Source organism: Flavobacteriales bacterium, from assembly GCA_020635795.1.
In the GTDB taxonomy this organism is placed as follows: Bacteria; Bacteroidota; Bacteroidia; order Flavobacteriales_E; family Vicingaceae; genus Vicingus.
The window spans coordinates 393,268-415,292 of sequence record JACJZD010000001.1; the positions used below are offsets into that span (position 1 = coordinate 393,268).

The window sequence follows — 22,025 nt, forward strand, 5'->3', positions numbered from 1 at the left end:
TTATTTATAAGTTATAAACTTATTAAACCGTTAATGATTTAGGTTCAACTTTAACTCCAGGACTCATTGTAGTTGAAAGCGTAACGCTTTTTACATAGGTTCCTTTTGCTGCAGAAGGTTTAAGCTTCATAATTGTTTGAATAAGTTCTTGAGCATTTTCAACAAGTTTGTCAGCTTCGAAAGAAGCTCTACCTACTGTTGTGTGTACTATACCGTACTTATCAACTTTAAAATCAATTTTACCTGCTTTTACTTCTGTAACAGCTTTGCCAATTTCCATGGTTACAGTACCAGATTTTGGGTTAGGCATTAATCCTCTTGGTCCTAAAACCTTTCCTAGAGCACCAACTTTACCCATTACACTCGGCATTGTAATAATCACATCGATATCAGTCCAACCGCCTTTTATTTTTTCAATAAATTCGTCTAAACCAACATGATCTGCACCAGCTTCTTTAGCTTCAGCTTCTTTGTCAGGAGTACATAATACTAATACACGAACATCTTTACCAACTCCGTTAGGAAGGGCAACAGTTCCTCTTACCATTTGATTTGCTTTTCTTGGATCAACACCAAGTTTTACAGCGATATCAACAGAAGAGTCGAATTTTGTATAAGTAACGTCCTTAACAATTTTTGCAGCTTCATCTAAACTGTACTCTTTTGAAGTATCAAATTTTGATAAAGCTTGTTTCATATTTTTTGTTAATCTTGCCATTGCTTTATAACAATTAATTTACTTAATTAAGCTGGAAAAGTACCTTTTACGGTAATTCCCATACTTCTTGCTGTTCCTGCTACCATTCTCATAGCTGAATCAATTTTAAAACAATTTAAATCCGACATTTTGTCTTCAGCAATTGCTTTAACTTGATCCCACGTTACAGATGCTACTTTTTGTCTATTAGGCTCTGATGAACCTTTTTTGATTTTTGCAGCTTCCATTAGTTGAATTGCAGCTGGAGGAGTTTTGATTACAAAATCAAATGATTTATCGGCATACACTGTAATTGCAACTGGTAAAATTTTACCTGCTTTATCTTGTGTTCTACCATTAAATTGCTTGCAAAATTCCATAATGTTCACACCTTTAGAACCTAATGCAGGTCCTACTGGTGGAGATGGATTGGCAGCTCCTCCTTTAATTTGTAATTTAATTAATCCACTTATTTCTTTAGCCATTGTATTTACTATTTAGTTTGTACTCGTCTCACTTGGAAGCATTATATATGTGATGAGATTTGTACGATTAATTACGCATTTTTAACTTTCTTTCTCTACTTGTAAGAAACTTAATTCTAATGGTTGTTTTCTACCAAAGATCTTAACCATTACTTCTAACTTACGTTTCTCTTCATTCAGTTTTTCAATTGTTCCTGAGAATCCATTAAATGGACCATCAACCACTTTAACATTTTCACCAATAACAAAAGGAATAGTCATTTCTTCTGTACTTTCGGCTAATTCATCTACTTTTCCTAAGATTCTGTTTACTTCAGATAGTCTTAATGGAAGTGGATCTCCTTTCTTTTCAGCACCTAAAAATCCAATCACTCCATTTACATTTCTAATTACGTGAGGAACTTCACCAATTAAATCTGCTTCAATTAAAATATATCCAGGAAAAAAACTTCTCTCTTTGTTTATTTTTTTACCATTTCTAATTTGGTATACTTTTTCTGTAGGAATTAAAATTTGAGATACATAATCAGATAATTTATTTCTTACAATCTCATCTTCGATGTATTTTTTTATTTTATTTTCCTTTCCACTAATGGCTCTAACTACATACCACTTTTTGCTATTCTCTGCCATAATTTTTTAAAATAACCCGTAAATGAATTTCATTAAATTACTAAAAGAAGTATCCATTAGATAGATAATTAATGCAAAAATTACTGAAGCAACTAATACTATAACAGCACTACTTTGTAGCTCTGGCCAAGTTGGCCAAGATACTTTGTTTAGTAATTCGTCAGTTGACTCCTTAATATATGTTCCTATTTTTGCCATATAATTTTAATTTCTTTTTTACTTGCACGGGTGGAGAGACTCGAACTCCCAACCAATGGTTTTGGAGACCACTACTCTACCAATTGAGCTACACCCGTAAATTTTATAAAGACAAGAAAGGTGTCCCGTATAAGGACACCTTAACTTGAATTTTAAAATATAACTATTTTATAATCTCAGTTACTTGACCTGCACCAACAGTTCTTCCACCTTCTCTAATCGCAAATCTTAAACCTTTGTTAATTGCAACTGGTACAATCAATTTTACAGTAATAGATACGTTATCACCTGGTAAAACCATTTCTCTACCTTCAGCTAAGAAAATTTCACCTGTTACGTCTGTTGTTCTGATATAAAATTGAGGTCTGTATTTGTTGTGAAATGGAGTGTGACGTCCACCTTCTTCTTTTTTCAATACATAAATCTCAGCAGTAAATTCAGAGTGAGGAGTGATTGATCCTGGCTTAGCGATTACCATACCTCTTCTGATATCAGTTTTCTCGATACCTCTTAATAAAAGACCTACGTTATCTCCAGCTTCACCTCTGTCTAATATTTTTCTAAACATTTCAACACCAGTTACTGTAGATTGTAATTTTTCAGCACCCATACCTAAGATATCAACTGTTTCACCAGAGTTAATAACACCAGTTTCAATTCTACCTGTTGCCACAGTACCTCTACCTGTAATAGAGAATACATCTTCAACTGGCATTAAGAAAGGCTTATCAACATCTCTTGGAGGCATTTCGATATAAGTATCAACAGCATCCATTAAATCTTGTACTGTTTGAACCCATTTTTCTTCACCATTTAAAGCGCCTAAAGCTGAACCAGCGATTACTGGAGCATTATCTCCATCGTATTCGTAGAAGCTTAAAAGTTCTCTAATTTCCATTTCAACTAACTCTAATAATTCAGCGTCATCAACCATATCCACTTTATTCATGAATACAACGATTCTTGGAATACCAACTTGACGACCTAAAAGAATGTGCTCTCTAGTTTGTGGCATTGGACCATCAGTCGCAGCAACAACTAAAATAGCACCATCCATTTGAGCAGCACCAGTTACCATGTTTTTAACGTAATCCGCGTGACCTGGACAGTCAACGTGAGCATAATGTCTGTTTGCAGTTGAATATTCAACGTGTGAAGTATTAATTGTAATACCTCTTTCTTTTTCTTCGGGTGCGTTGTCAATAGACGCGAAATCTCTTAATTCACAAAAACCTGCTTTTGCTAATACAGTAGTGATAGCAGCAGTTAATGTAGTTTTTCCGTGGTCAACGTGACCAATTGTTCCGATGTTTAAATGTGGTTTGGAACGATCATAATTTGCTTTAGCCATGATTTTCGGTTTGTTTATTTATTATACTATTTATATTAACTTTTATTTACTAATTAATCTATGTAATAGAGCCAACGACGGGACTTGAACCCGTGACCTCTTCCTTACCAAGGAAGTGCTCTACCACTGAGCTACGTCGGCTTTACCGACATACTGAAAAAAAAGAGCGGGAAACGGGATTCGAACCCGCGACCCTCAGCTTGGAAGGCTGATGCTCTAGCCAGCTGAGCTACTCCCGCTAATTTTTCGCATTTTTGTGGGGAAAGCAGGATTCGAACCTACGAAGGCGTGGCCAGCAGATTTACAGTCTGCCCTCGTTGACCGCTTGAGTATTTCCCCAACAATTTCATTTATTTAAAGAACTGAGCCACTAGAGGGACTCGAACCTCCGACCGGCTGATTACAAATCAGCTGCTCTACCAACTGAGCTATAGTGGCTTTTTTTACTACTGCAAAAAAAAGCAGACCTCTTTTTAAAAAGGTCTGCAAATGTATTAAAGTTTTTATATTAATCAAATATTAATATTGATTTTTTTTTCAATTACACTTTGTTAAGTTTTTCCTTGTGTTTTTTTAACTGTCTTCGCAGTGCTTCTACCGCACTATCTGTGGCTTCTTCAAAGGATTTGCATTGTTTTTTTGCAAAGATATCGTTGCCTGGAACTGATAATTTAATTTCTGCAATTTTATTTTCGCCTGTACTATTGTTGTCGATTTTAAGAATTACGTCGCCGTCAATTATCTTATCATAGTAATGTCCAAGTTTATCAACTTTCTCTTGTACAAATTCTAATAGTTTTCTGTCTGCATCAAAATGAAGAGAACTGATTTTTAAATTTACTTTCATATAACCTCCTATTTTAGGCTTTTGGATGTGCCTGTTTGTGAATGTTTTTTAATTTTTCTATTGTATTATGTGTGTAAACTTGGGTTGCTGATAAATTGCTGTGCCCAAGTATTTCTTTTATTGTGTTTAAATCAGCCCCATTATTAAGCATGTGTGTTGCAAAAGTATGTCGTAATATATGTGGGCTTTTTTTATCTTTACTTGTTATTGTACTAAGGTAAGAATTTACTATACGGTAGACAAGTTTCTGATATATTTTTTTTCCTTTTTCCGTTAGGAATAATAGTTCATTGTTACCGAATTCTTTGTCTTTCAGTTCAATATATTGTACAAGTTTATTTTTGAAATTTAATGTAATTGGTATTATACGTTCTTTATTTCTTTTACCAATTACTTTAATCTGATTTAGTGATAAATTTATTGAACTTGTTTCTAGTGATGTTAGTTCTGAAAGTCTCATACCAGTAGAGTAAAAAAGTTCTAGTATTATCATATCTCTTGCTCCAACATAATTATTGGAAAATAAATCTGGATTAAATAGTTCAACTGTTTCTTCTTGTTTTAAGAATACGGGTAGGGGTTTGTTGGTTTTAGGTGTAATAATTTTAGCAAAAGGATTTCCTGTAACAAATCCGTTTTTTTTTAAATACTTGAAATAGGTTTTAATGCTAGAAATTTTTCGAATAATTGTTCTGTTAGTTTGTTCGTTTTCTTTTAAGTAAACAAGCCATGAACGAATTATTGTTGAGGTAATTTCTTTTGAGTCGGTAATTTGGTAGGTAGAGGAGGAGTAATCAAAAAGTTGTTCTAAATCTTTTTTATAGGCAGTAACTGTATTTAAAGAATACCTTTTTTGGTGCTGAAGGTAATTTATAAATGGTTCAATTTTATCCATAAAAAAAGTAGTTTACTAAATAACGTATTTTAAATTAAAAAGTTATTTGGTAAACTACTTTTAAGTAGAAGGTAGACAAAATTTTATTGTTCAGCTTTTCTTAGCTTCTCAACATAAACCGCTTTTATTTTTTCAGCTCTGTTAATTACAGAAGGCTTATCGAATTGTTTTCTGTTTCTAAGTTCTTTAACAACACCAGTTTTTTCAAACTTTTTTTTGTATTTTTTTAAAGCTCTTTCGATGTTTTCTCCGTCTTTTATTGGAACAATTATCATTGTGTTTGTGTTTAAATATTATTTTTAAAGGGTGGCAAATTTATCAATTTATTTTTAATATCCCTTATTTTATTTTAAAATTTCTCTTGAGATGACTAATTTTTGTATTTCTGAAGTTCCTTCACCTATTGTACACAGTTTTGAGTCTCTGTAAAATTTCTCTGCTGGAAACTCTTTTGTATAACCATATCCACCAAAAATTTGGACAGCATCAGTAGATACTCTAACAGCAACTTCTGATGAATAATATTTAGCCATTGCAGATACTTTTGTTACATCTTTATGTCTGTCCTTTAAATCGGCAGCTTCAAAGATTAAAAGTTCAGCAGCTTCAATTTCTGTAGCCATGTCAGCTAATTTAAATGCTATAGCTTGAAATTCACTAATTGCTTTTCCAAATTGCTCTCTTTCTTTCGAATATTTTAAAGCAGCTTCGTAGGCACCTTTTGCAATGCCTAGCCCTAATGATGCAATAGAAATCCTGCCTCCATCTAATATTTTCATTGCTTGGATAAAGCCCTCACCTACATTTCCTAAAACATTATCATTATGAACTCTACAATCTGCAAAGATTAATTCTGCGGTTTCTGATGCTCTCATTCCAAGTTTATCTTCTTTTTTTCCAGATGAAAAACCAGGAGTTCCTTTCTCTATAACAAAAGCAGTCATTCCTCTTGAGTCACCTTTTTCTCCTGTTCTTGCAATTACAACAGCTACATTTCCAGAGATAGCGTGAGTAATAAAATTTTTTGCACCATTTAAAATCCAGTAGTCACCATCTTTTTTAGCAGTAGTATTCATTCCCCCTGCATCAGAGCCAGTATTGTGTTCTGTTAATCCCCAAGCTCCAATCCATTCAGCAGTTGCTAATTTTGGTAACCATTTCTTTTTCTGTTCTTCGTTACCAAACATTAAAATATGATTGGTACACAACGAATTGTGAGCAGCCACAGATAACCCAATCGAACCACAAATTTTAGATATTTCAGATACAACAGTTACGTATTCGTTATAACTCATTCCTGAACCTCCATATTCCTGAGGAACCACAGCGCCCATTAAGCCTAATTCGCCCAATTTTTTAAATACTTCAATTGGAAATGTTTGTGCATTATCCCATTCCATCATTTTTGGACGAATATTTTTTTCGCCAAACTCTCTAATCATATCAGCAATCATTAGCTGATTTTCGGTATATTTAAAATCTATCATGGTTATTTTTTAAAAGTTTGCTAAACTAATTATATTTTTTGAGTATTTCAAGAGCTCTGTCCTTCCATTTAAGAAGTCCAGTTCTACAACAAAGCTAAATCCAGCAACATTTCCACCTTGCATTAAAATCAATTCTGATGCTGCTTTTGCTGTTCCTCCAGTCGCCAATAAATCATCATGAACTAACACATTCCAGTTTTTTTGAATAGCATCTTCATGAACTTCTACTTCGGCAGAACCATATTCCAAATCGTATTTGTAGGACAATGTTTTATAAGGTAATTTGCCTTTTTTTCTAATAGGAATAAAAGGAATTCCTAGCTCGTTTGCCAACATAATTCCAAACCAAAAACCTCTGCTTTCAATACCAACAATGGCATTTAAATTTAAAGATTGAGTTGTTTTTGCTAGTTCAGAAACCACCTCTTTAGTAAGTTTTGCATCTAGTAGGATAGGGGTAATGTCTTTGAAAATAATTCCTGCCTTTGGAAAATCTGGCACATCTCGAATTACTTTTTTTAGTTTATCTTCTATCATTTTATTTAACCGTTAAATAGGGTGCAATTTTAGTATATATTTCGTCAGTTACCAAGTGAATTTGTTTAATATCATCAACATCTTTATAATTTCCATGACTATTTCGATAAGCAATTATCGTTTTTGCTATTTTCCAGTCTATGTATGGATGTTTTTTTAATGTTTCTAAATCAACATTGTTAATATTAATCAGGTTTGGATTTTTGTTAGAAATTTTAATAAAAGGTTTTATGTTGTTGAAAAGCTCATTGTTTATACCATAAACTTCTTTTAATTGTTCTATTGAAGTGAACCCGCCAAGCGACTCTCTATATTTTACTATTCGTTTTGAAAAAGCAGAACCTATCCCTTTTATGGATTTGAATTCAGTGGTATCAGCTAAATTTATATCAACAATAACATCTTCTTTTTTTGTGAAGGGTTCAAAATTTCTATTAACTGACTTATTTGTATATGTATTTTGAAAAGGTTCTTTTTCAGTTTTTTCAGGTAATAAAATGTAAGGAAACAACATTTGATACAAGGTGTCTGTAATACCATATATTTTATTTACATCCGATTTATATCTAAATTCTCCACCTTTTGTTTTGTAGTTATTAATGGTTTTAACTTGCCATTCTTTAAACCCAAGTTTAATCCAATCACTATCATTAAGGGTGTTTGGATTAAAATCAAAAAGACTATCGGGAAAATTAATTGTTTGACGTTTTAATCTAGCTATGCTATCATTAAATAAATGAGTTTTCAGCTCATTTTCGAATTGAGCAATTTCATTTTCAAATGACGAAAAATTTGTACTTGAATTTGATTTGAAATTTTTTATAAAAAATAATGAAGTTGTAAATAGTACTATAAGCACCAACAAAAAGACAACCCCTCTTTTTTCACCTTTGGTAAAAGAAAAGTAATCTTTAATGTTCATAGCTAAAAACTGATGATTTACTTACTGCTGTCTTTCAACCACATCATCGTTGTCTTCATACGAATCAGGCTCTGGTTTTGGCGGCGTTTTTAGTACTCTAATGAAAAAATATGCAGCAACAAGAATAACGATTCCCTGTGCTAATATCATGGTAATAAGTGCTGATGAATTCATAATGTTGCCCTCCCTTCTTTAACTCTTTTATGATAAGCTTTATAAACTAGAATTGAAATAAATATGAATAAACCTAATAACAAGATTCTACCAATATTTTTATAGAACACCTTATTAGTAAAATCACCTTTGGCAACTATATCTCCTGGTTTAATTACATCTCCAATTTTAACTGTTGGTGTCTGGTTTTCTTTAAATGTATATTCGGTATAATCTGTAAAGGTAACTTCAACTGGTTTTTTTGTTGCTTTATCATATTTTTGTTTAGTATTTTCAAATGAAAATTTTATTAAATTGGATTCAACAGCTAAAACTGTAGCAGTTTGGCTGTCTATTTTTCCAAATTTTTCGGCATAGTATTCATCAGCAAAAGCATGATTGTTGTACGTATCTTTATGTAATATGTTATTTACAATATCAGGAACACTTGCAATGAAAACACTACCTAACAACAATGGTGTAACATATTTAATAACGTATTTGTAAAAAACAGGAATCTTGATGTCGGCACCAGAATTTAGTTCTTTCCACCCCTTATCTATACCAAAAATCCAAGCAAAAAGTATAACCTCAAATAATGCAAATATTACTAAACTGACTGTTCCTGCCCAATAATCATAATCATCAAAAACGCCTTCTTGAAAAAAGAATACTGTTGGTAGTCCCAATACAAGTGCAATTGCTCCAAAAGACCATGCTCCTTTATTTCTACCCCATCCAAATTCATCGCGCATAAAACCCATCCATGGTGTCCCCATGGCTAACGAACTTGTTATTCCTGCAAAAAATAACAATCCAAACCACATTAAACCCGCAATAGCTGCTAAAGTAGGTCCCCATTGTTGAAACAAATAGGGCATTGTTTGAAAAGCCATTCCAAATCCTGCATTATTAATTATCCAGTCTAAACCTAAGTACCCAGCAGCAATAGGAATAACAATTGCACTTCCTAAAACTACTTCAACAAATTCATTCATAAACCCAGCCGAAACAGCATTTAAAGCGATATCATCTTTACTTTTTACATAAGCGGCATAGCAATGAATTGTACCCATACCAACAGATAATGTGAAAAATATCTGACCGGCAGCGGCTAGCCAAACTTTTGGATTTAATAATGAGTCAAATTGTGGTGTCCATAAAAAGTTAATTCCTTCAAGAGCGTTTGCATCAGGGAAAATATCTGAAGCTCCAGATGTACCAAGTGTTAAACCTCGTACTGCTAAAACTACTCCAAATAATATAAGTAAAGGCATCCCAATTTTTGCAACTTTTTCTACACCTCCCAAACCTTTTGATAGGATATAAGTATTAATGACTAAACACAGAATGTAAAATAAAACAGCTTCGTAAGGTATTCCTGTTGTACTTTGACCTATATCTACATATGAGTTAAAAAAGCCAGCAACTTCACCTTGGCTCATGCCATTAAAACTTCCTACAACTGAGTGGTATACATAAGACATTGTCCATGATTCGATATAGGCGTAATAAGAAACTACAGCTATATTTGTGAATATTCCAAAAACACCAATGTATTTCAGAATCCGACCTTTAACCATTGAGTCCAAGATGTATGGTGTGCTATGGTTTCCAAATCGCCCTCCATATCTTCCGCTCGACCATTCAACAAATAATAATGGAATACCCATTAATAAGAAACAAACTAAATAAGGAATAATAAAAGCACCACCACCATTTTGAACTGCTTGCACTGGAAAACGTAAAAAATTTCCCAACCCAACAGCATTACCTGCCATTGCTAAAATAAGTCCAATACGCGAACCCCAAGCTTCTTTTTCTTCACTCATTATATATTATAATTAGGTTTGATTATCAATTTTTCAAATATAAATAAACTTTATTGATTTAAAAAAATCAGAAGACTTTATAAATACATCCTCCAACATTATTAAATGTTGCACCAGTAACTGATGATATGCAATTAACCTCGTTACGATAGCGTAGAACACCCAAAAATGCAAATATCAAAGCTTCTTTAAATTCAATGGTTTGTTTTTTTGGAATAACTATTTTATTTGAACAAATTTCTTTAAGTCTATCAATTAAAAAGGTGTTATATGTTCCTCCACCTGTAATTAAAACTGATTTGTTTTTTCCTATAATACTTTTAGAGATTTGTATAGCAATATGCTCAACAAATGTTCTTAACTTTTCATTTAATTCAATTTCGTAATTATTCAAAATGGGAAACACTTCCTTTTCTACCCACTCTATACCTAATGATTTTGGATGGGTTAATTTGTAAAAACTTAATTCATTCAGTTCTTTTAAAAGTGCCAAGTTTAATTTACCAGAGCGAGCAATTTCGCCTTCATTGTCGTAATTTAAATTGAGGGATTCAACCAACTTGTTTAAGACAATATTTACAGGGCAAATATCATAAGCAACTATTTTTTTATCATTTTCAAAAGAAACATTTGCTATTCCACCCAAATTTAATCGTAAATCATATTCTGAAAAAAGTAATTTATCTCCAATAGGAACAAGAGGAGCACCTTGCCCATTTAATGCGACATCAGCACTTCTAAAATCACAAATTACAGGTAGTTTAGTTATGGCTGAAATATTTGCACCATTGCCAATTTGAGTAGTGATATTTTTAGATGGCTGATGAAAAATGGTATGTCCATGAGAAGAAATGAAATTAATTTCTTTTTTAGAAATATTATTAACTGCAATAAAATTATTAACCGATTGCCCTATTACATCTCCAATTTCATTGTGCAATAACATTAATTCAAAACCTGAAAAATGTATGGCATCTTTCAATTTTTGTTTCATATTAAGATTATACACTATGGTTGCTGATTTAATGATTTCGAAAGACCATTGTTTCTGGTCGTTTCTAATGAAGTTACAAAGTGCCAAATCAATTCCATCTAATGACGTTCCCGACATTACACCTATTACACGATAAGTCTCCATAAAATTTGAAATTTTGATTTAAAGAATTAAATTTGCACTCCTTCAAAAATATAAAAATTAAACAAATGAATATAGAACTTACAGAAGAACATATTGCAGTTAGAGATGCTGCAAGAGATTTTGCTCAAAATGTGTTAAAGCCAGGGGTTATTGAAAGAGATGAAAAACAACAGTTTCCTAAAGAAGAAATTCGACAATTAGGAGAATTGGGCTTTTTAGGTATGATGGTTGACCCAAAATATGGTGGTGGAGGAATGGATACGATTTCTTACGTGCTTGCAATGGAAGAAATTAGTAAAGTTGATGCTTCTTGTTCTGTTGTAATGTCGGTAAATAACTCTTTATATTGTTGGGGAATTGAAAAATACGGTACAGAAGAGCAAAAACAAAAATATTTAGTTCCATGTGCTAAAGGTGAAAAAATTGGTGCTTTTTGTTTATCTGAACCAGAAGCTGGTTCAGATGCAACTTCTCAACGAACAACTGCAATTGATAAGGGGGATTATTATTTGTTAAATGGCACAAAAAATTGGATTACTAATGGTGGTTCAGCTTCTTATCATATTGTTATTGCTCAAACAGATGTTGCAAAAGGACATAAAGGTATCAATGCTTTTATTGTTGAGAAAGGAATGGAAGGTTTTGTGATTGGAGCAAAGGAGAATAAAATGGGGATTAGAGCATCAGATACTCACACTTTATTATTTAATGATGTTAAAGTTCCAAAAGCAAATAGAATAGGAGAGGATGGGTTTGGATTTAAATTCGCTATGACTGTTCTTTCTGGAGGTAGAATAGGTATTGCCTCTCAAGCTTTAGGTATTGCCTCTGGAGCTTATGAATTAGCTTTGGCATACTCTAAAGAAAGAGAAGCTTTCGGTAAAGCAATATGTAATCACCAAGCTATTGCATTTAAATTAGCTGACATGGCTACAGAAATTGAAGCTTCTCGTTTGTTGTGTTTAAAAGCTGCCTGGTTAAAAGATCAGAAACAAAATTTTGATAAAGAGGGTGCTATGGCAAAGGTTTTTGCTTCTAAAACTGCAATGTGGGTAACTACCGAAGCTGTTCAGGTTCATGGAGGTTACGGTTTTGTTAAAGAATATCATGTAGAAAGAATGATGAGAGATGCTAAAATCACTCAAATTTATGAAGGAACAAGTGAGGTTCAAAAAATAGTAATTTCAAGAGCTGTTTTAAGATAACTTCAAATTTATTATACAAAAAAAGGAGGCTTAAGCCTCCTTTTTTTGTATATATTCTGCGACTTTTTCTAGTCGAATCCCTCTTGAACCTTTTATGAGAATATTGGAATAATTCTTAAGCCTAGATTCTAAAAACAAAATAGCCTCATCTGTATTTTTGACAAAATTGAAATTATACTTGTTTGTTATTTTTTGAAATTCATTTCCTACAAATAAAGCGGTTAAGCTTAATTGAAAGATTTTATCAACTATTAGCTGATGTTCTTTTTCACTAACGTTGCCGAGTTCCAGCATATCGCCAAGAATAAGTAATTTATTAGTAGAATGAATAGAGTTAAAAGAATCAATAGCAACACTCATGCTAGATGGGTTTGCATTGTAGGCATCCAAATACAATGTGTGATGGCTTAGCCTTACTATTTGAGATCTGTTGTTATTTGAAACATAATTTTCGAGTGCAGTCTTAATTTGTGCTACTGATACTCCAAAATATTCACCAACGGTAATAGCTAATAAAATGTTTGGTAAATTATATTCGCCGTACAATTGTGAAGATATTGTAACATCTTTGTAATTGAAAGTGATAAAAGGATTGAAATGAAAGTCACTGATATCTGCAGTAGAATATTGTACTGTTTTAATTTCTTTTGATAAAGAAACTAAGAGGTTATCATTTTGATTAACGAATAAGGTTCCATTGGTTTTTGAAATGAACTTATAGAGTTCGCTTTTTCCGGTAATTATTCCTTCACGACTTCCAAATCCTTCAATATGAGCAGTTCCAATGTTGGTAATTACCCCATAATTTGGTTCTGCAATCTCGCATAATGCTCCAATTTCGCCAATATGATTTGCTCCCATTTCAATAATTGCTATATCACAATCTAATGGTATAGATAATAATGTTAAGGGTACTCCTATGTGGTTATTATAATTGCCTTGTGTAAAGCTAGTTTTATATTTTTGACTTAATACCGCATTTACCAATTCTTTGCTTGTTGTTTTACCATTTGACCCTGTTATTCCTATGAATGGAATTTTGAATTGATTTCTGTGGAAATTTGCTAGTTCTTGTAAAGTGGTTAAAACATCGGGAACTAAAATACATTGTGAAGATGATATTTTTTGAGGCTCGTCAACAATAACGTAGGCAGCACCTTTGTCTATTGCTTCTTGAGCAAATTCGTTGGCATTAAAGTTATCACCTCTTAATGCAAAAAATATACATCCTTCAGTAATTTTTCTTGTATCTGTTGAAATGATAGGATGTTTTAAATAAATCTGATAGAGTTCGGCTATTTTCATCATAATGTAAAAATAAAAAACCCTTCTGAAATTTTCAGAAGGGTTTTTTTAAAGTAATTAGTATTTTGATGTTAATATCCTAAACCAACTGGACTACCAACTCTTGTCATAGCACATCTAAATCCAATAAAAGAAGTAGATTGATCTTCCAATAAATGTCTTCTTGTTCCTGGTACAGCCCAGTAAGCTCTATCCTTCCAAGATGCTCCTTTGTAAACCCTAGCTTTATCACTTACACGTGTAGTTTCTCCAAACTGGTACATCGATAATGCTGGATTTTCTTTGTCGAAGTCAGGATTATTCCCCATGTCGCCCTGACTCCAATTAATGTTTGATTCCCAATCACCATCAGCATAATTAATGTTATCAGCTTTTCTATAGTTTCTTCTAGCTTGTAGGTTATCAAGTTGAGGGTCAACATTTCTGTAAATAAGTCTACCTAAACTGTCTTTTTCTGCAATAGCACCATCTTCATCTAATAATTTTGTTTGATAAACATTACCTCTAAATGGTCTAAAATCATCGTTATCTTCCATTGATAATGGTCTGAAAACGTCCATTACCCATTCGGATACATTACCTGCCATGTTATATAAGCCATAATCATTTGGCCAGTATGCATATACAGGGGCAGTAACATCAGCATTATCATTAAGCTTTCCAGCAACTCCCATGTTGTCACCTTGACCACGTTTAAAGTTAGCTAAAATTTGACCGATGTAATTTTCGTTTGAATTTCTTACAGCATGACCATTCCAAGGGTATAATTTTCTATCTGGAATTAATTCATCAATGGTATTTCCAATTAATGCATAAGCAGCATATTCCCATTCTGCCTCTGTAGGTAAACGATATTCAGGTAATAAAATACCATCCTCCATTCTAACATTTCTATATTCCATGTTAGGATTTAAATCAGGAATTCCATCAACTCTTTTTCCACTTTCATACTGACCAGCCATATACGCTTTAGTATTAAAGTTATCTTCATTAATTTGGTTTGGATAATGTTCAAATAAACCTTCTCTAATCAATATTAACTCGTTTACACGATCAGTTCTCCAAGAACAGAAGTCGTTAGCTTGTAGCCAATTTACACCAACAACAGGATAATCTCTATAAGCTGGATGCCTTAAATAGAATTCAACATAAGGCTCCATATAAGCCAATTTACTTCTCCAAACTAGTGTGTCAGGTAAAGCTTTGTGGTGTACTTCTGGATAGTCAGCACTAAAAACTCTTTCTAACCAATATAAATATTCTAAATAGAAAAAATTAGTAACTTCAACTTCATCCATATAAAAAGAAGAAACCGTTACAGTTCTAGGTATGTTGTTCCAATCGTAATTAACTTCTTGTTCAACTCTACCCATAGTGAATCGCCCACCTTCAATAAGAACTAAACCAGGTCCAGTTTCTTGTTCTAAATAAGGAACTTTTTGAAAACCACCATTTTTAGGGTTGTTATACTCCCAACCAGTAGCGCCAGACTGTTCTCTCTTACAAGAAGTAAAAAACATAATAGACGACACAGAGAATATAAATATTAACGAATTTAATTGTCTAAGTTTCATAATTGAAATGATTTACGTTATGCAAATATATAATAAACTAAAAAGAAGGACAACTTATTGTTCTAAATTTTCTCTTTTTAGGTTTACAGTCAAACTGTAACCCTAAAGAAAGCTCATGAGAACCTGCTGTTTTATTGGTAAGATCTGATATAGTAATATCGTAACTATATCCAAATTTCATTATTCCTGTTTGAATACCAACAAGTGTGATAAAGGCATCTGAATTTCTATACCATAAACCACCAATAATTGGTCCTTTTGAGTAATACATACCAAAATTTATTTGTCTAAAATCTTGTTGCATTCTAAATAAAATATTTGGAGACAATGTTGCGACATCTCCTTTACCTTCTAACGGGATTACTGCCCCAGCATGGAAGGTATATTTTCTTGGTAGTGGGCTTTCTCCTTTTATCACAGATTCATCAGGTTCAGTTAGGTGATGAACTGCTACTCCAACAAAATATTTATCGCTGTAACCTAAAATCCCAGCAGAAAAATCTACATAGTTTGATGGAGCATCTCTTTTAACTTCATTAGTATTGTATACAAAACCTCTTCTAGCATCAATCATGTCGCCAAAAGTTAATTTGCTCCAATCAACTGATTTTTGCGCCCAAGTAGCTTGTAGTCCAGCTTTGATAGAGAATCTACGAGTAACAGGAAGTTGATATGAATACATACCACTAACATTAGTTGTGTTTAATGTACCTTCTCCAGCTCTATCGTTCCAAACTAATAAGCCAACACCACCAGATAAGTTATCAACGTGTTGATCGTAAGATGCACTGTAAGTTATAAATGAACCGCTAATACCAGGCCATTGATTACGGTAGTTTAAAGAAACTCTAGGGCAGTTGGCTGATCCAGCAAATGCAGGGTTAAGGTATAACGGGTTTGCATAAAACTGAGTAAACTCCGGGTCTTGTCCAAAAAGATTTACCGTTATCAGCATTAAAGCGACAAACGATAACTGTTTACTTATAAATTTTTTCCACATAAACTTATTTTTCATACAAACACTTTTACGTAAAAATGTTTTACGAAGTTCCAAATGTATTAAATTTGAAATACTTTTAAAAACAATATTTGAAAAAATGTTGCGTTTTTCATAAACCTTATTGTAAAATAACGATTTTATAAAACGTAAATTTGCTAAAATCTTTAATAATTAAGATGAAATTACTTATTTTCTTATTCATTTTCGTACCTGCGGTATTATTTTCACAAATAAATATAATAGATGAAAAAATTGTGTGGCATGAAAATGTTACAAATGATTTTTTAGATGGAAACAAAAAAACGTTTTTTTCTTTTGATTATGCTCAGTTAGATGATCAAAAAGATTTTTTGGCTTTTTATTCTAAACAGATTAATCTAGGTGCTCAAGAAATTTACGATATAGAACTTGTAAATGTTGAATATGAAAGCTTAAAGTCCACTGAAGTAGAACATGTATCAGGATTGTCTTTTATAGGAAATCAAATTAATATAAATTTTTCAAATTCTATTAGTAAAAAACAGAATTATGGAATAGTTTCCTTTGTACCAATTGTATATAATAAAACATTGGGTGTTTATCAAAAAGTAATAAGGATTCAAATTAAGCTATTTACTAGAGGTAGAAACTTAACAAATAAATCAAGTAATAAGTCTACTGTTCAAAATTCTGTTCTCGCTTCTGGAGATTGGTATAAAATTGCTGTTACAAAAGATGGAGTTTTTAAATTAGATTATTCGTTCTTGAAAAACTTAGGGTTAGATGTTGATAACATTAATCCACAAACTATTAAAATTTATGGTAATGGTGGTAAAATGTTGCCAGAAGTTAATTCGCAATATAGACATGATGATTTGAAGCAGAATTCAATTCATATCGAAGGAGAAAATGATGGTGTTTTTAATTCTACCGATTATATTTTGTTTTTTGGACAAAGCCCACATTCCAAAACACTAAATACTAGTACTAATTTGTTTAACCATCAATTGAATAGATATTGTGATACATCATATTATTTTATTACAACATCTTCTACTAATGAGTCTCCAAAAAGAATAAGTACAAGTGCTAATTCATTATTGCCTAATAAAGTAGTTAATACTTTTAGTGAGTATCAATATTATGAAAAGGATAATTTAAATCTTATAAAATCGGGTCAGGATTGGTATGGTGAAATGTTTGATGTAAAAACAGAATATGATTTTGTGTTTAATGTGTCAAATATTGATGTGTCTAGCCCAGTTAATGTCAATGTTAGTGGTGCAGGACGAAGTGGTGTAGCTAGTGCTTTTAATGTTACATCAGGAGGTAGTGGTGTAGCAATAAACTTCAACACCATTACATTGAGTTGTTATAGTTGTCAATATGCGAACAACGGTAGCGGAACATTTAGTTTTATTCCCTCTTCAGATTTAATTAACGTAAAAGTAAATTATAATAAACCAAGTTCTTCATCTGTAGCTTGGCTTGATAAAATAGAGTTAAATGCAAGAAGAAACCTAAGTATGGTTGGAAATCAGCTCTTTTTTAGAGATGTCAATTCTGTTGGTACTGGAAACATTAGTCAGTTTAATATATCTAATGCGGCTAATGTGATTAAAATATGGGATATAACAGATCCTTTAAATGTTAAGGGACAGCAATTTGTTCAGGGTAATTCTATATCATTTGTTGCGAATACGGACACATTAAGGGAGTTTGTGGCTTTAACGAATAGTTATGAAACTCAAGTTTATCCTTTTGGAAAGATAGATAACCAAAATTTACATGGATTGTCACAACAAGACTATGTTATTGTTAGTCACCCAGATTTTTTAGTACAAGCAGAGCAAATTGCTGATTTTCATAGGCAAGAGGGAATGAATGTTGTAGTGGTTACTCCTACTCAGGTTTATCATGAGTTTTCATCTGGGTCTCAAGACCCAGTAGCCATAAGAAGTTTTATGAAAATGTTTTATGATAGAGCTACTGTAGCTAGTGAATTACCAAAATATCTATTACTTTTTGGAGATGGTTCGTATGATAACAAGAACAGAATTTCAGGGAACACTAATTTTATTCCAACTTACCAGTCAACAAATTCGCTTGGAATAATAGGCTCGTTAGTTACTGATGATTATTTTGGTTTATTGGATGATAATGAAGGGAAATGGTCGGCAGGTGTTGAGTTGGTAGATATAGGGATAGGTAGATTTCCCGTGAAAAATAAAACAGAAGCGGATAATGTTACCAATAAAGTATTAAATTATTATAATCCATCTACAATGCGTGATTGGAGAAATGAAATTACATTTATTGGGGATGATGAAGATAGTAATGAACACATGAGGCAGTCGGATTTTTTAGCAGGAATGATTGAAAGTAGTAATCCAGAGTATAATCCTTATAAAATATTCTTTGATGCCTTTAAGCAAGAATCTACTCCTGGAGGAACTCGTTATCCAGATGTAAATAAAGAAATAATCAAGGCTTTTGAAGAAGGTTCTTTAATATTAAATTATACAGGGCATGGAGGAGAAACTGGCTGGGCTCATGAACGTGTTTTAACGGTTGGGGATATTAATAACTTACAAAAAACAAGTAATCTTCCACTTGTTGTTACTGCTACCTGCGAATTTAGTCGATTTGATGATCCTAAAAGAACTTCTGCTGGAGAGTTGGTTTTAACTAATAAAACTGGAGGTATAGCTTTATTTACGACGGTTCGATTGGTTTTTTCAAGTCCTAATTTCGCCTTAAATCAAGATTTATTTCGTAAAGTATTTACAGAAGTAAATGGTGAAAAGAAAACTATTGGAGAAATATTTATGGAAATAAAAAACTTAAATGCTTCTAACTCAAATAACAGAAACTTCACCTTATTAGGTGATCCTGCTTTAACACTTGTCTACCCTAAGCATGATGTTAAAACAACAGCGCTTAATGGTGCATCAATTACAACTGTATTAGACACCATTAAAGCATTACAAAAAGTTACAATTGAAGGATATGTGCAAGACAAAAATGGAGTGAAGCTGACGAGTTATAATGGAACTATTTACCCTACAGTTTTTGATAAGAGTAAAACAATTACAACTCTTAAAAATGATGGAGGACAACCTTTTGTGTTTGATTCTCAAATAAGCAAATTGTTTAAAGGGAAAGCTAGTGTTACAAATGGCGATTTTTCTTTCTCATTTGTTGTGCCAAAAGATATAGCTTACAATTTCGGAAAAGGAAAACTTAGTTATTATGCCGAAAATCAAGTAGAAGATGCTAACGGATATTTTACAGAATTTTATATAGGTGGCACTGCTGATAATTATGTTGCTGATAATGAAGGACCAGATGTGGAGTTATATATGAATGATAAATCTTTTGTATTTGGAGGGTTGACAGATGAAAATCCATCTTTACTCGCGTATGTGAGTGATTTGAATGGTATAAATATGGTAGGGAATGGCATTGGACATGATATTGTTGCTGTATTGGACGATAAAACAGACGATGCTTTTATCTTAAATAATTATTACGAAGCAGATTTAAATAGCTATCAAAAAGGAGTTATTCGTTTTCCATTTACGGATCTTGAAGAGGGGCGACATAAGCTGACCTTAAAAGTTTGGGATGTTTATAATAATTCCAAAGAAGTTACTACAGAGTTTAATGTTGTAAAAGCTAAAGATGTAGTGTTGAGTAGGGTATATAACTACCCAAATCCTTTTACAACGCATACAGAATTTTGGTTTGAACACAATCAAGCTAATAAACCCATGTATGTTCAAGTACAAATATTTACTGTTTCAGGAAAACTAGTTAAAACACTTGAACAAAATATTTTTAGTGAAGGGTTTCGATCAACCTCAATTACTTGGGATGGATTAGATGATTATGGCGATAGACTTGCTAGAGGTGTTTATGTGTATCATTTAAAAGTTAGAGCAGAGAATATGTCGTTAGCTGACAAATATGAAAAGTTAGTTATTTTACGATAGGACAATAATATCAAATGCATCTCGTTTGATGTGTTTTAAAAATTTAAAAAGTAGATATGAATTTAGTGTATATTTGCTTTTCTTATAAAATTAATAAATGAAAAAAAGTTTTTTAGTAGTTGCTTTAAGTGTCTCGTTATTAAGTGTGAAATCGCAAAGTACCCTAGGAAGAAGTGACTTACAACTCAATACAATTACAACAGCAGTTCCTTTTTTGTTAATCGCTCCAGATTCTAGATCGGGAGCTCTAGGTGATGCTGGTGTTGCTATTTCTCCAGATGCAAATTCAATACATTGGAATCCTGCAAAATTAGCCTTCATAGATAAGGATATGGGACTGTCTATTTCTTATTCTCCTTGGTTGAGAAGGCTGGTGCCTGATATTAGTTTGTCGTATGTAAGTTTTTATAAGAAATTGGGTAAAGATCACACGCTAGGAGCTTCATTAAGATATTTTTCATTGGGTGATATTAAATTTACGGATGATGTGGGAAATGCTTTAGGAGATTTTCGACCTAATGAGTTTGCTGTGGATGTAGCTTATTCAAGAAAATTAGGAGATAAACTATCAGGAGGTATTGCTGCGCGATATATTTATTCCAACCTTACAGGAGGGATAGATGTTAGTGGTTCAAATACTAGAGCAGGGACTTCCTTTGCAGTGGATGTTAGTGCTTTTTATACCAATCCAGATATTGAATTATTTGGTCAAAACACTATTCTCAATTTTGGGTTGAATTTATCTAACATTGGAGCAAAAATTTCTTACACAGATGATGCAAACAAAGATTTTATCCCAATCAATATGAAGTTGGGAACATCTTTAGCATTTGTGTTGGATGATTATAACTCGATTGCAATAGTTGCAGACGTAAACAAATTATTAGTACCAACACCGCCAATTTATAAAAAAGATGCTTCAGGAAGTCCTGTACTTGATCCTGTAACCAATGAGCCAACCATCGAATCAGGAATGGATCCTAATGTTGGTATTATGAGTGGAATTGCTCAGTCATTTTATGATGCTCCAGGTGGTATGACTGAGGAGCTTAGAGAGTATAACATTTCGGCAGGTTTGGAATATTGGTATAATAAGCAATTTGCAGTACGAGCGGGTTATTTTACCGAGCATGTTACTAAAGGTAATAGAAAATATATAACAGCTGGTTTAGGATTAAGAATGAGTGTATTTACTATTGATATGTCATATTTAATTGCAACAACTCAAAACAATCCGTTAGACAGAACATTAAGATTTTCGTTAATGTTTAATTTCGATGATTTTAAAAAGCAAAAAGAAGAAAACTAACCAATGAAAATTAGAGTAGGTTTTGGTTTTGATGTTCATCAATTAAAGGAAGGAGAAGATTTCTGGTTGGGAGGGATTAAAATTCCTCATACAAAGGGTGCTGTAGGTCATTCTGATGCCGATGTGTTAATTCATACCATTTGTGATGCTTTGCTTGGAGCTGCCAATCTACGAGATATTGGATTTCATTTTCCTCCTACAGATAATGTCTATAAAGGTATTGATAGTAAAATTCTGTTAAAAGATGTAGTAAAATTAATTTCCGAAAAAGGATTTACTATTGGAAATGTTGATGCAACTATTGCACTTGAAAGACCTAAAATTAATCCACACATCCCATTAATGAAAACTGTTTTGGCACAACTTTTACAAGTTGATGAAGATGACGTTTCCATTAAAGCTACAACTACCGAAAAACTTGGTTTTGAAGGCAGAGAAGAAGGCGTTTCAGCTTATGCGGTGGTGCTTATCGAAAAAATATAA

General features: G+C 32.5%; 20 protein-coding genes and 5 tRNA genes. 4 read left to right on the forward strand and 21 right to left on the reverse strand.

Features of this window, described 5'->3' with window-relative positions:
- Window positions 1-22: 22 nt before the first annotated feature.
- From H6589_01665 to H6589_01750, 18 genes are all read right to left on the reverse strand, one after another.
- Window positions 23-718, reverse strand: a complete 696-nt coding sequence (locus tag H6589_01665; GenBank protein ID MCB9173296.1) for a 50S ribosomal protein L1 — start codon at window positions 716-718, stop codon at window positions 23-25.
- Between the two features lie 26 nt (window positions 719-744).
- A complete protein-coding gene (gene rplK / locus H6589_01670) occupies window positions 745-1,182 on the reverse strand; it encodes a 50S ribosomal protein L11 (GenBank protein ID MCB9173297.1) in 438 nt (145 codons plus the stop codon).
- A gap of 81 nt (window positions 1,183-1,263) precedes the next feature.
- The gene (nusG, locus tag H6589_01675; protein MCB9173298.1) at window positions 1,264-1,815 is read right to left on the reverse strand and encodes a transcription termination/antitermination factor NusG; all 552 of its coding nucleotides are present in this window, start codon (window positions 1,813-1,815) and stop codon (window positions 1,264-1,266) included.
- Between the two features lie 6 nt (window positions 1,816-1,821).
- Window positions 1,822-2,013 (reverse strand): preprotein translocase subunit SecE, encoded by a 192-nt coding sequence (gene secE, locus H6589_01680; protein MCB9173299.1) that lies wholly within the window; start codon window positions 2,011-2,013, stop codon window positions 1,822-1,824.
- A gap of 25 nt (window positions 2,014-2,038) precedes the next feature.
- Window positions 2,039-2,111: transfer RNA gene (locus H6589_01685), tRNA-Trp, on the reverse strand.
- A 65-nt stretch (window positions 2,112-2,176) separates the two neighbouring features.
- Entirely contained in the window at window positions 2,177-3,364 is a 1,188-nt protein-coding gene (gene tuf / locus H6589_01690) for an elongation factor Tu (GenBank protein ID MCB9173300.1), read from the reverse strand.
- 69 nt (window positions 3,365-3,433) lie between these two features.
- Window positions 3,434-3,505: transfer RNA gene (locus H6589_01695), tRNA-Thr, on the reverse strand.
- 24 nt (window positions 3,506-3,529) lie between these two features.
- A tRNA-Gly gene (locus H6589_01700) sits at window positions 3,530-3,603 on the reverse strand.
- 18 nt (window positions 3,604-3,621) lie between these two features.
- Window positions 3,622-3,703 (reverse strand) — tRNA-Tyr (locus H6589_01705).
- 26 nt (window positions 3,704-3,729) lie between these two features.
- Window positions 3,730-3,802 (reverse strand) — tRNA-Thr (locus H6589_01710).
- Window positions 3,803-3,905: 103 nt separating this feature from the next.
- Window positions 3,906-4,211, reverse strand: a complete 306-nt coding sequence (raiA, locus tag H6589_01715) for a ribosome-associated translation inhibitor RaiA (GenBank protein ID MCB9173301.1) — start codon at window positions 4,209-4,211, stop codon at window positions 3,906-3,908.
- A gap of 13 nt (window positions 4,212-4,224) precedes the next feature.
- Complete coding sequence (locus tag H6589_01720) at window positions 4,225-5,106, reverse strand: tyrosine-type recombinase/integrase (GenBank protein MCB9173302.1); 882 nt, start codon at window positions 5,104-5,106, stop codon at window positions 4,225-4,227.
- An 83-nt stretch (window positions 5,107-5,189) separates the two neighbouring features.
- Window positions 5,190-5,381 (reverse strand): 30S ribosomal protein S21, encoded by a 192-nt coding sequence (locus H6589_01725; GenBank protein MCB9173303.1) that lies wholly within the window; start codon window positions 5,379-5,381, stop codon window positions 5,190-5,192.
- A gap of 69 nt (window positions 5,382-5,450) precedes the next feature.
- Entirely contained in the window at window positions 5,451-6,590 is a 1,140-nt protein-coding gene (locus H6589_01730) for an acyl-CoA dehydrogenase family protein (GenBank protein ID MCB9173304.1), read from the reverse strand.
- 12 nt (window positions 6,591-6,602) lie between these two features.
- Complete coding sequence (locus H6589_01735) at window positions 6,603-7,130, reverse strand: adenine phosphoribosyltransferase (GenBank protein ID MCB9173305.1); 528 nt, start codon at window positions 7,128-7,130, stop codon at window positions 6,603-6,605.
- A 1-nt stretch (window position 7,131) separates the two neighbouring features.
- Window positions 7,132-8,052 carry a helix-hairpin-helix domain-containing protein gene (locus tag H6589_01740; GenBank protein ID MCB9173306.1) on the reverse strand — a complete coding sequence of 307 codons (921 nt, stop codon included), beginning with the start codon at window positions 8,050-8,052 and terminating at the stop codon, window positions 7,132-7,134.
- Between the two features lie 170 nt (window positions 8,053-8,222).
- Window positions 8,223-10,037 carry a sodium-dependent transporter gene (locus H6589_01745; GenBank protein ID MCB9173307.1) on the reverse strand — a complete coding sequence of 605 codons (1,815 nt, stop codon included), beginning with the start codon at window positions 10,035-10,037 and terminating at the stop codon, window positions 8,223-8,225.
- Between the two features lie 67 nt (window positions 10,038-10,104).
- Window positions 10,105-11,175: an anhydro-N-acetylmuramic acid kinase gene (locus H6589_01750; protein MCB9173308.1), complete on the reverse strand. Its 1,071-nt coding sequence runs from the start codon at window positions 11,173-11,175 to the stop codon at window positions 10,105-10,107.
- Window positions 11,176-11,240: 65 nt separating this feature from the next.
- Here H6589_01750 and H6589_01755 point away from each other — a divergent pair, with 65 nt between their 5' ends.
- On the forward strand, window positions 11,241-12,380 hold the full coding sequence (locus H6589_01755; GenBank protein ID MCB9173309.1) for an acyl-CoA dehydrogenase: 1,140 nt from the start codon (window positions 11,241-11,243) through the stop codon (window positions 12,378-12,380).
- Window positions 12,381-12,410: 30 nt separating this feature from the next.
- Here H6589_01755 and H6589_01760 read toward each other — a convergent pair whose 3' ends face one another.
- From H6589_01760 to H6589_01770, 3 genes are all read right to left on the reverse strand, one after another.
- Window positions 12,411-13,685 carry a UDP-N-acetylmuramoyl-tripeptide--D-alanyl-D-alanine ligase gene (locus tag H6589_01760; protein ID MCB9173310.1) on the reverse strand — a complete coding sequence of 425 codons (1,275 nt, stop codon included), beginning with the start codon at window positions 13,683-13,685 and terminating at the stop codon, window positions 12,411-12,413.
- A 71-nt stretch (window positions 13,686-13,756) separates the two neighbouring features.
- Window positions 13,757-15,259: an SUMF1/EgtB/PvdO family nonheme iron enzyme gene (locus H6589_01765; protein MCB9173311.1), complete on the reverse strand. Its 1,503-nt coding sequence runs from the start codon at window positions 15,257-15,259 to the stop codon at window positions 13,757-13,759.
- A gap of 37 nt (window positions 15,260-15,296) precedes the next feature.
- Window positions 15,297-16,274 (reverse strand): type IX secretion system membrane protein PorP/SprF, encoded by a 978-nt coding sequence (locus H6589_01770; GenBank protein MCB9173312.1) that lies wholly within the window; start codon window positions 16,272-16,274, stop codon window positions 15,297-15,299.
- A 161-nt stretch (window positions 16,275-16,435) separates the two neighbouring features.
- Here H6589_01770 and porU point away from each other — a divergent pair, with 161 nt between their 5' ends.
- From porU to H6589_01785, 3 genes are all read left to right on the forward strand, one after another.
- On the forward strand, window positions 16,436-20,233 hold the full coding sequence (gene porU, locus H6589_01775; protein ID MCB9173313.1) for a type IX secretion system sortase PorU: 3,798 nt from the start codon (window positions 16,436-16,438) through the stop codon (window positions 20,231-20,233).
- A gap of 97 nt (window positions 20,234-20,330) precedes the next feature.
- Window positions 20,331-21,542 (forward strand): type IX secretion system outer membrane channel protein PorV, encoded by a 1,212-nt coding sequence (gene porV, locus H6589_01780; GenBank protein MCB9173314.1) that lies wholly within the window; start codon window positions 20,331-20,333, stop codon window positions 21,540-21,542.
- A 3-nt stretch (window positions 21,543-21,545) separates the two neighbouring features.
- Window positions 21,546-22,025 (forward strand): 2-C-methyl-D-erythritol 2,4-cyclodiphosphate synthase, encoded by a 480-nt coding sequence (locus H6589_01785; protein MCB9173315.1) that lies wholly within the window; start codon window positions 21,546-21,548, stop codon window positions 22,023-22,025.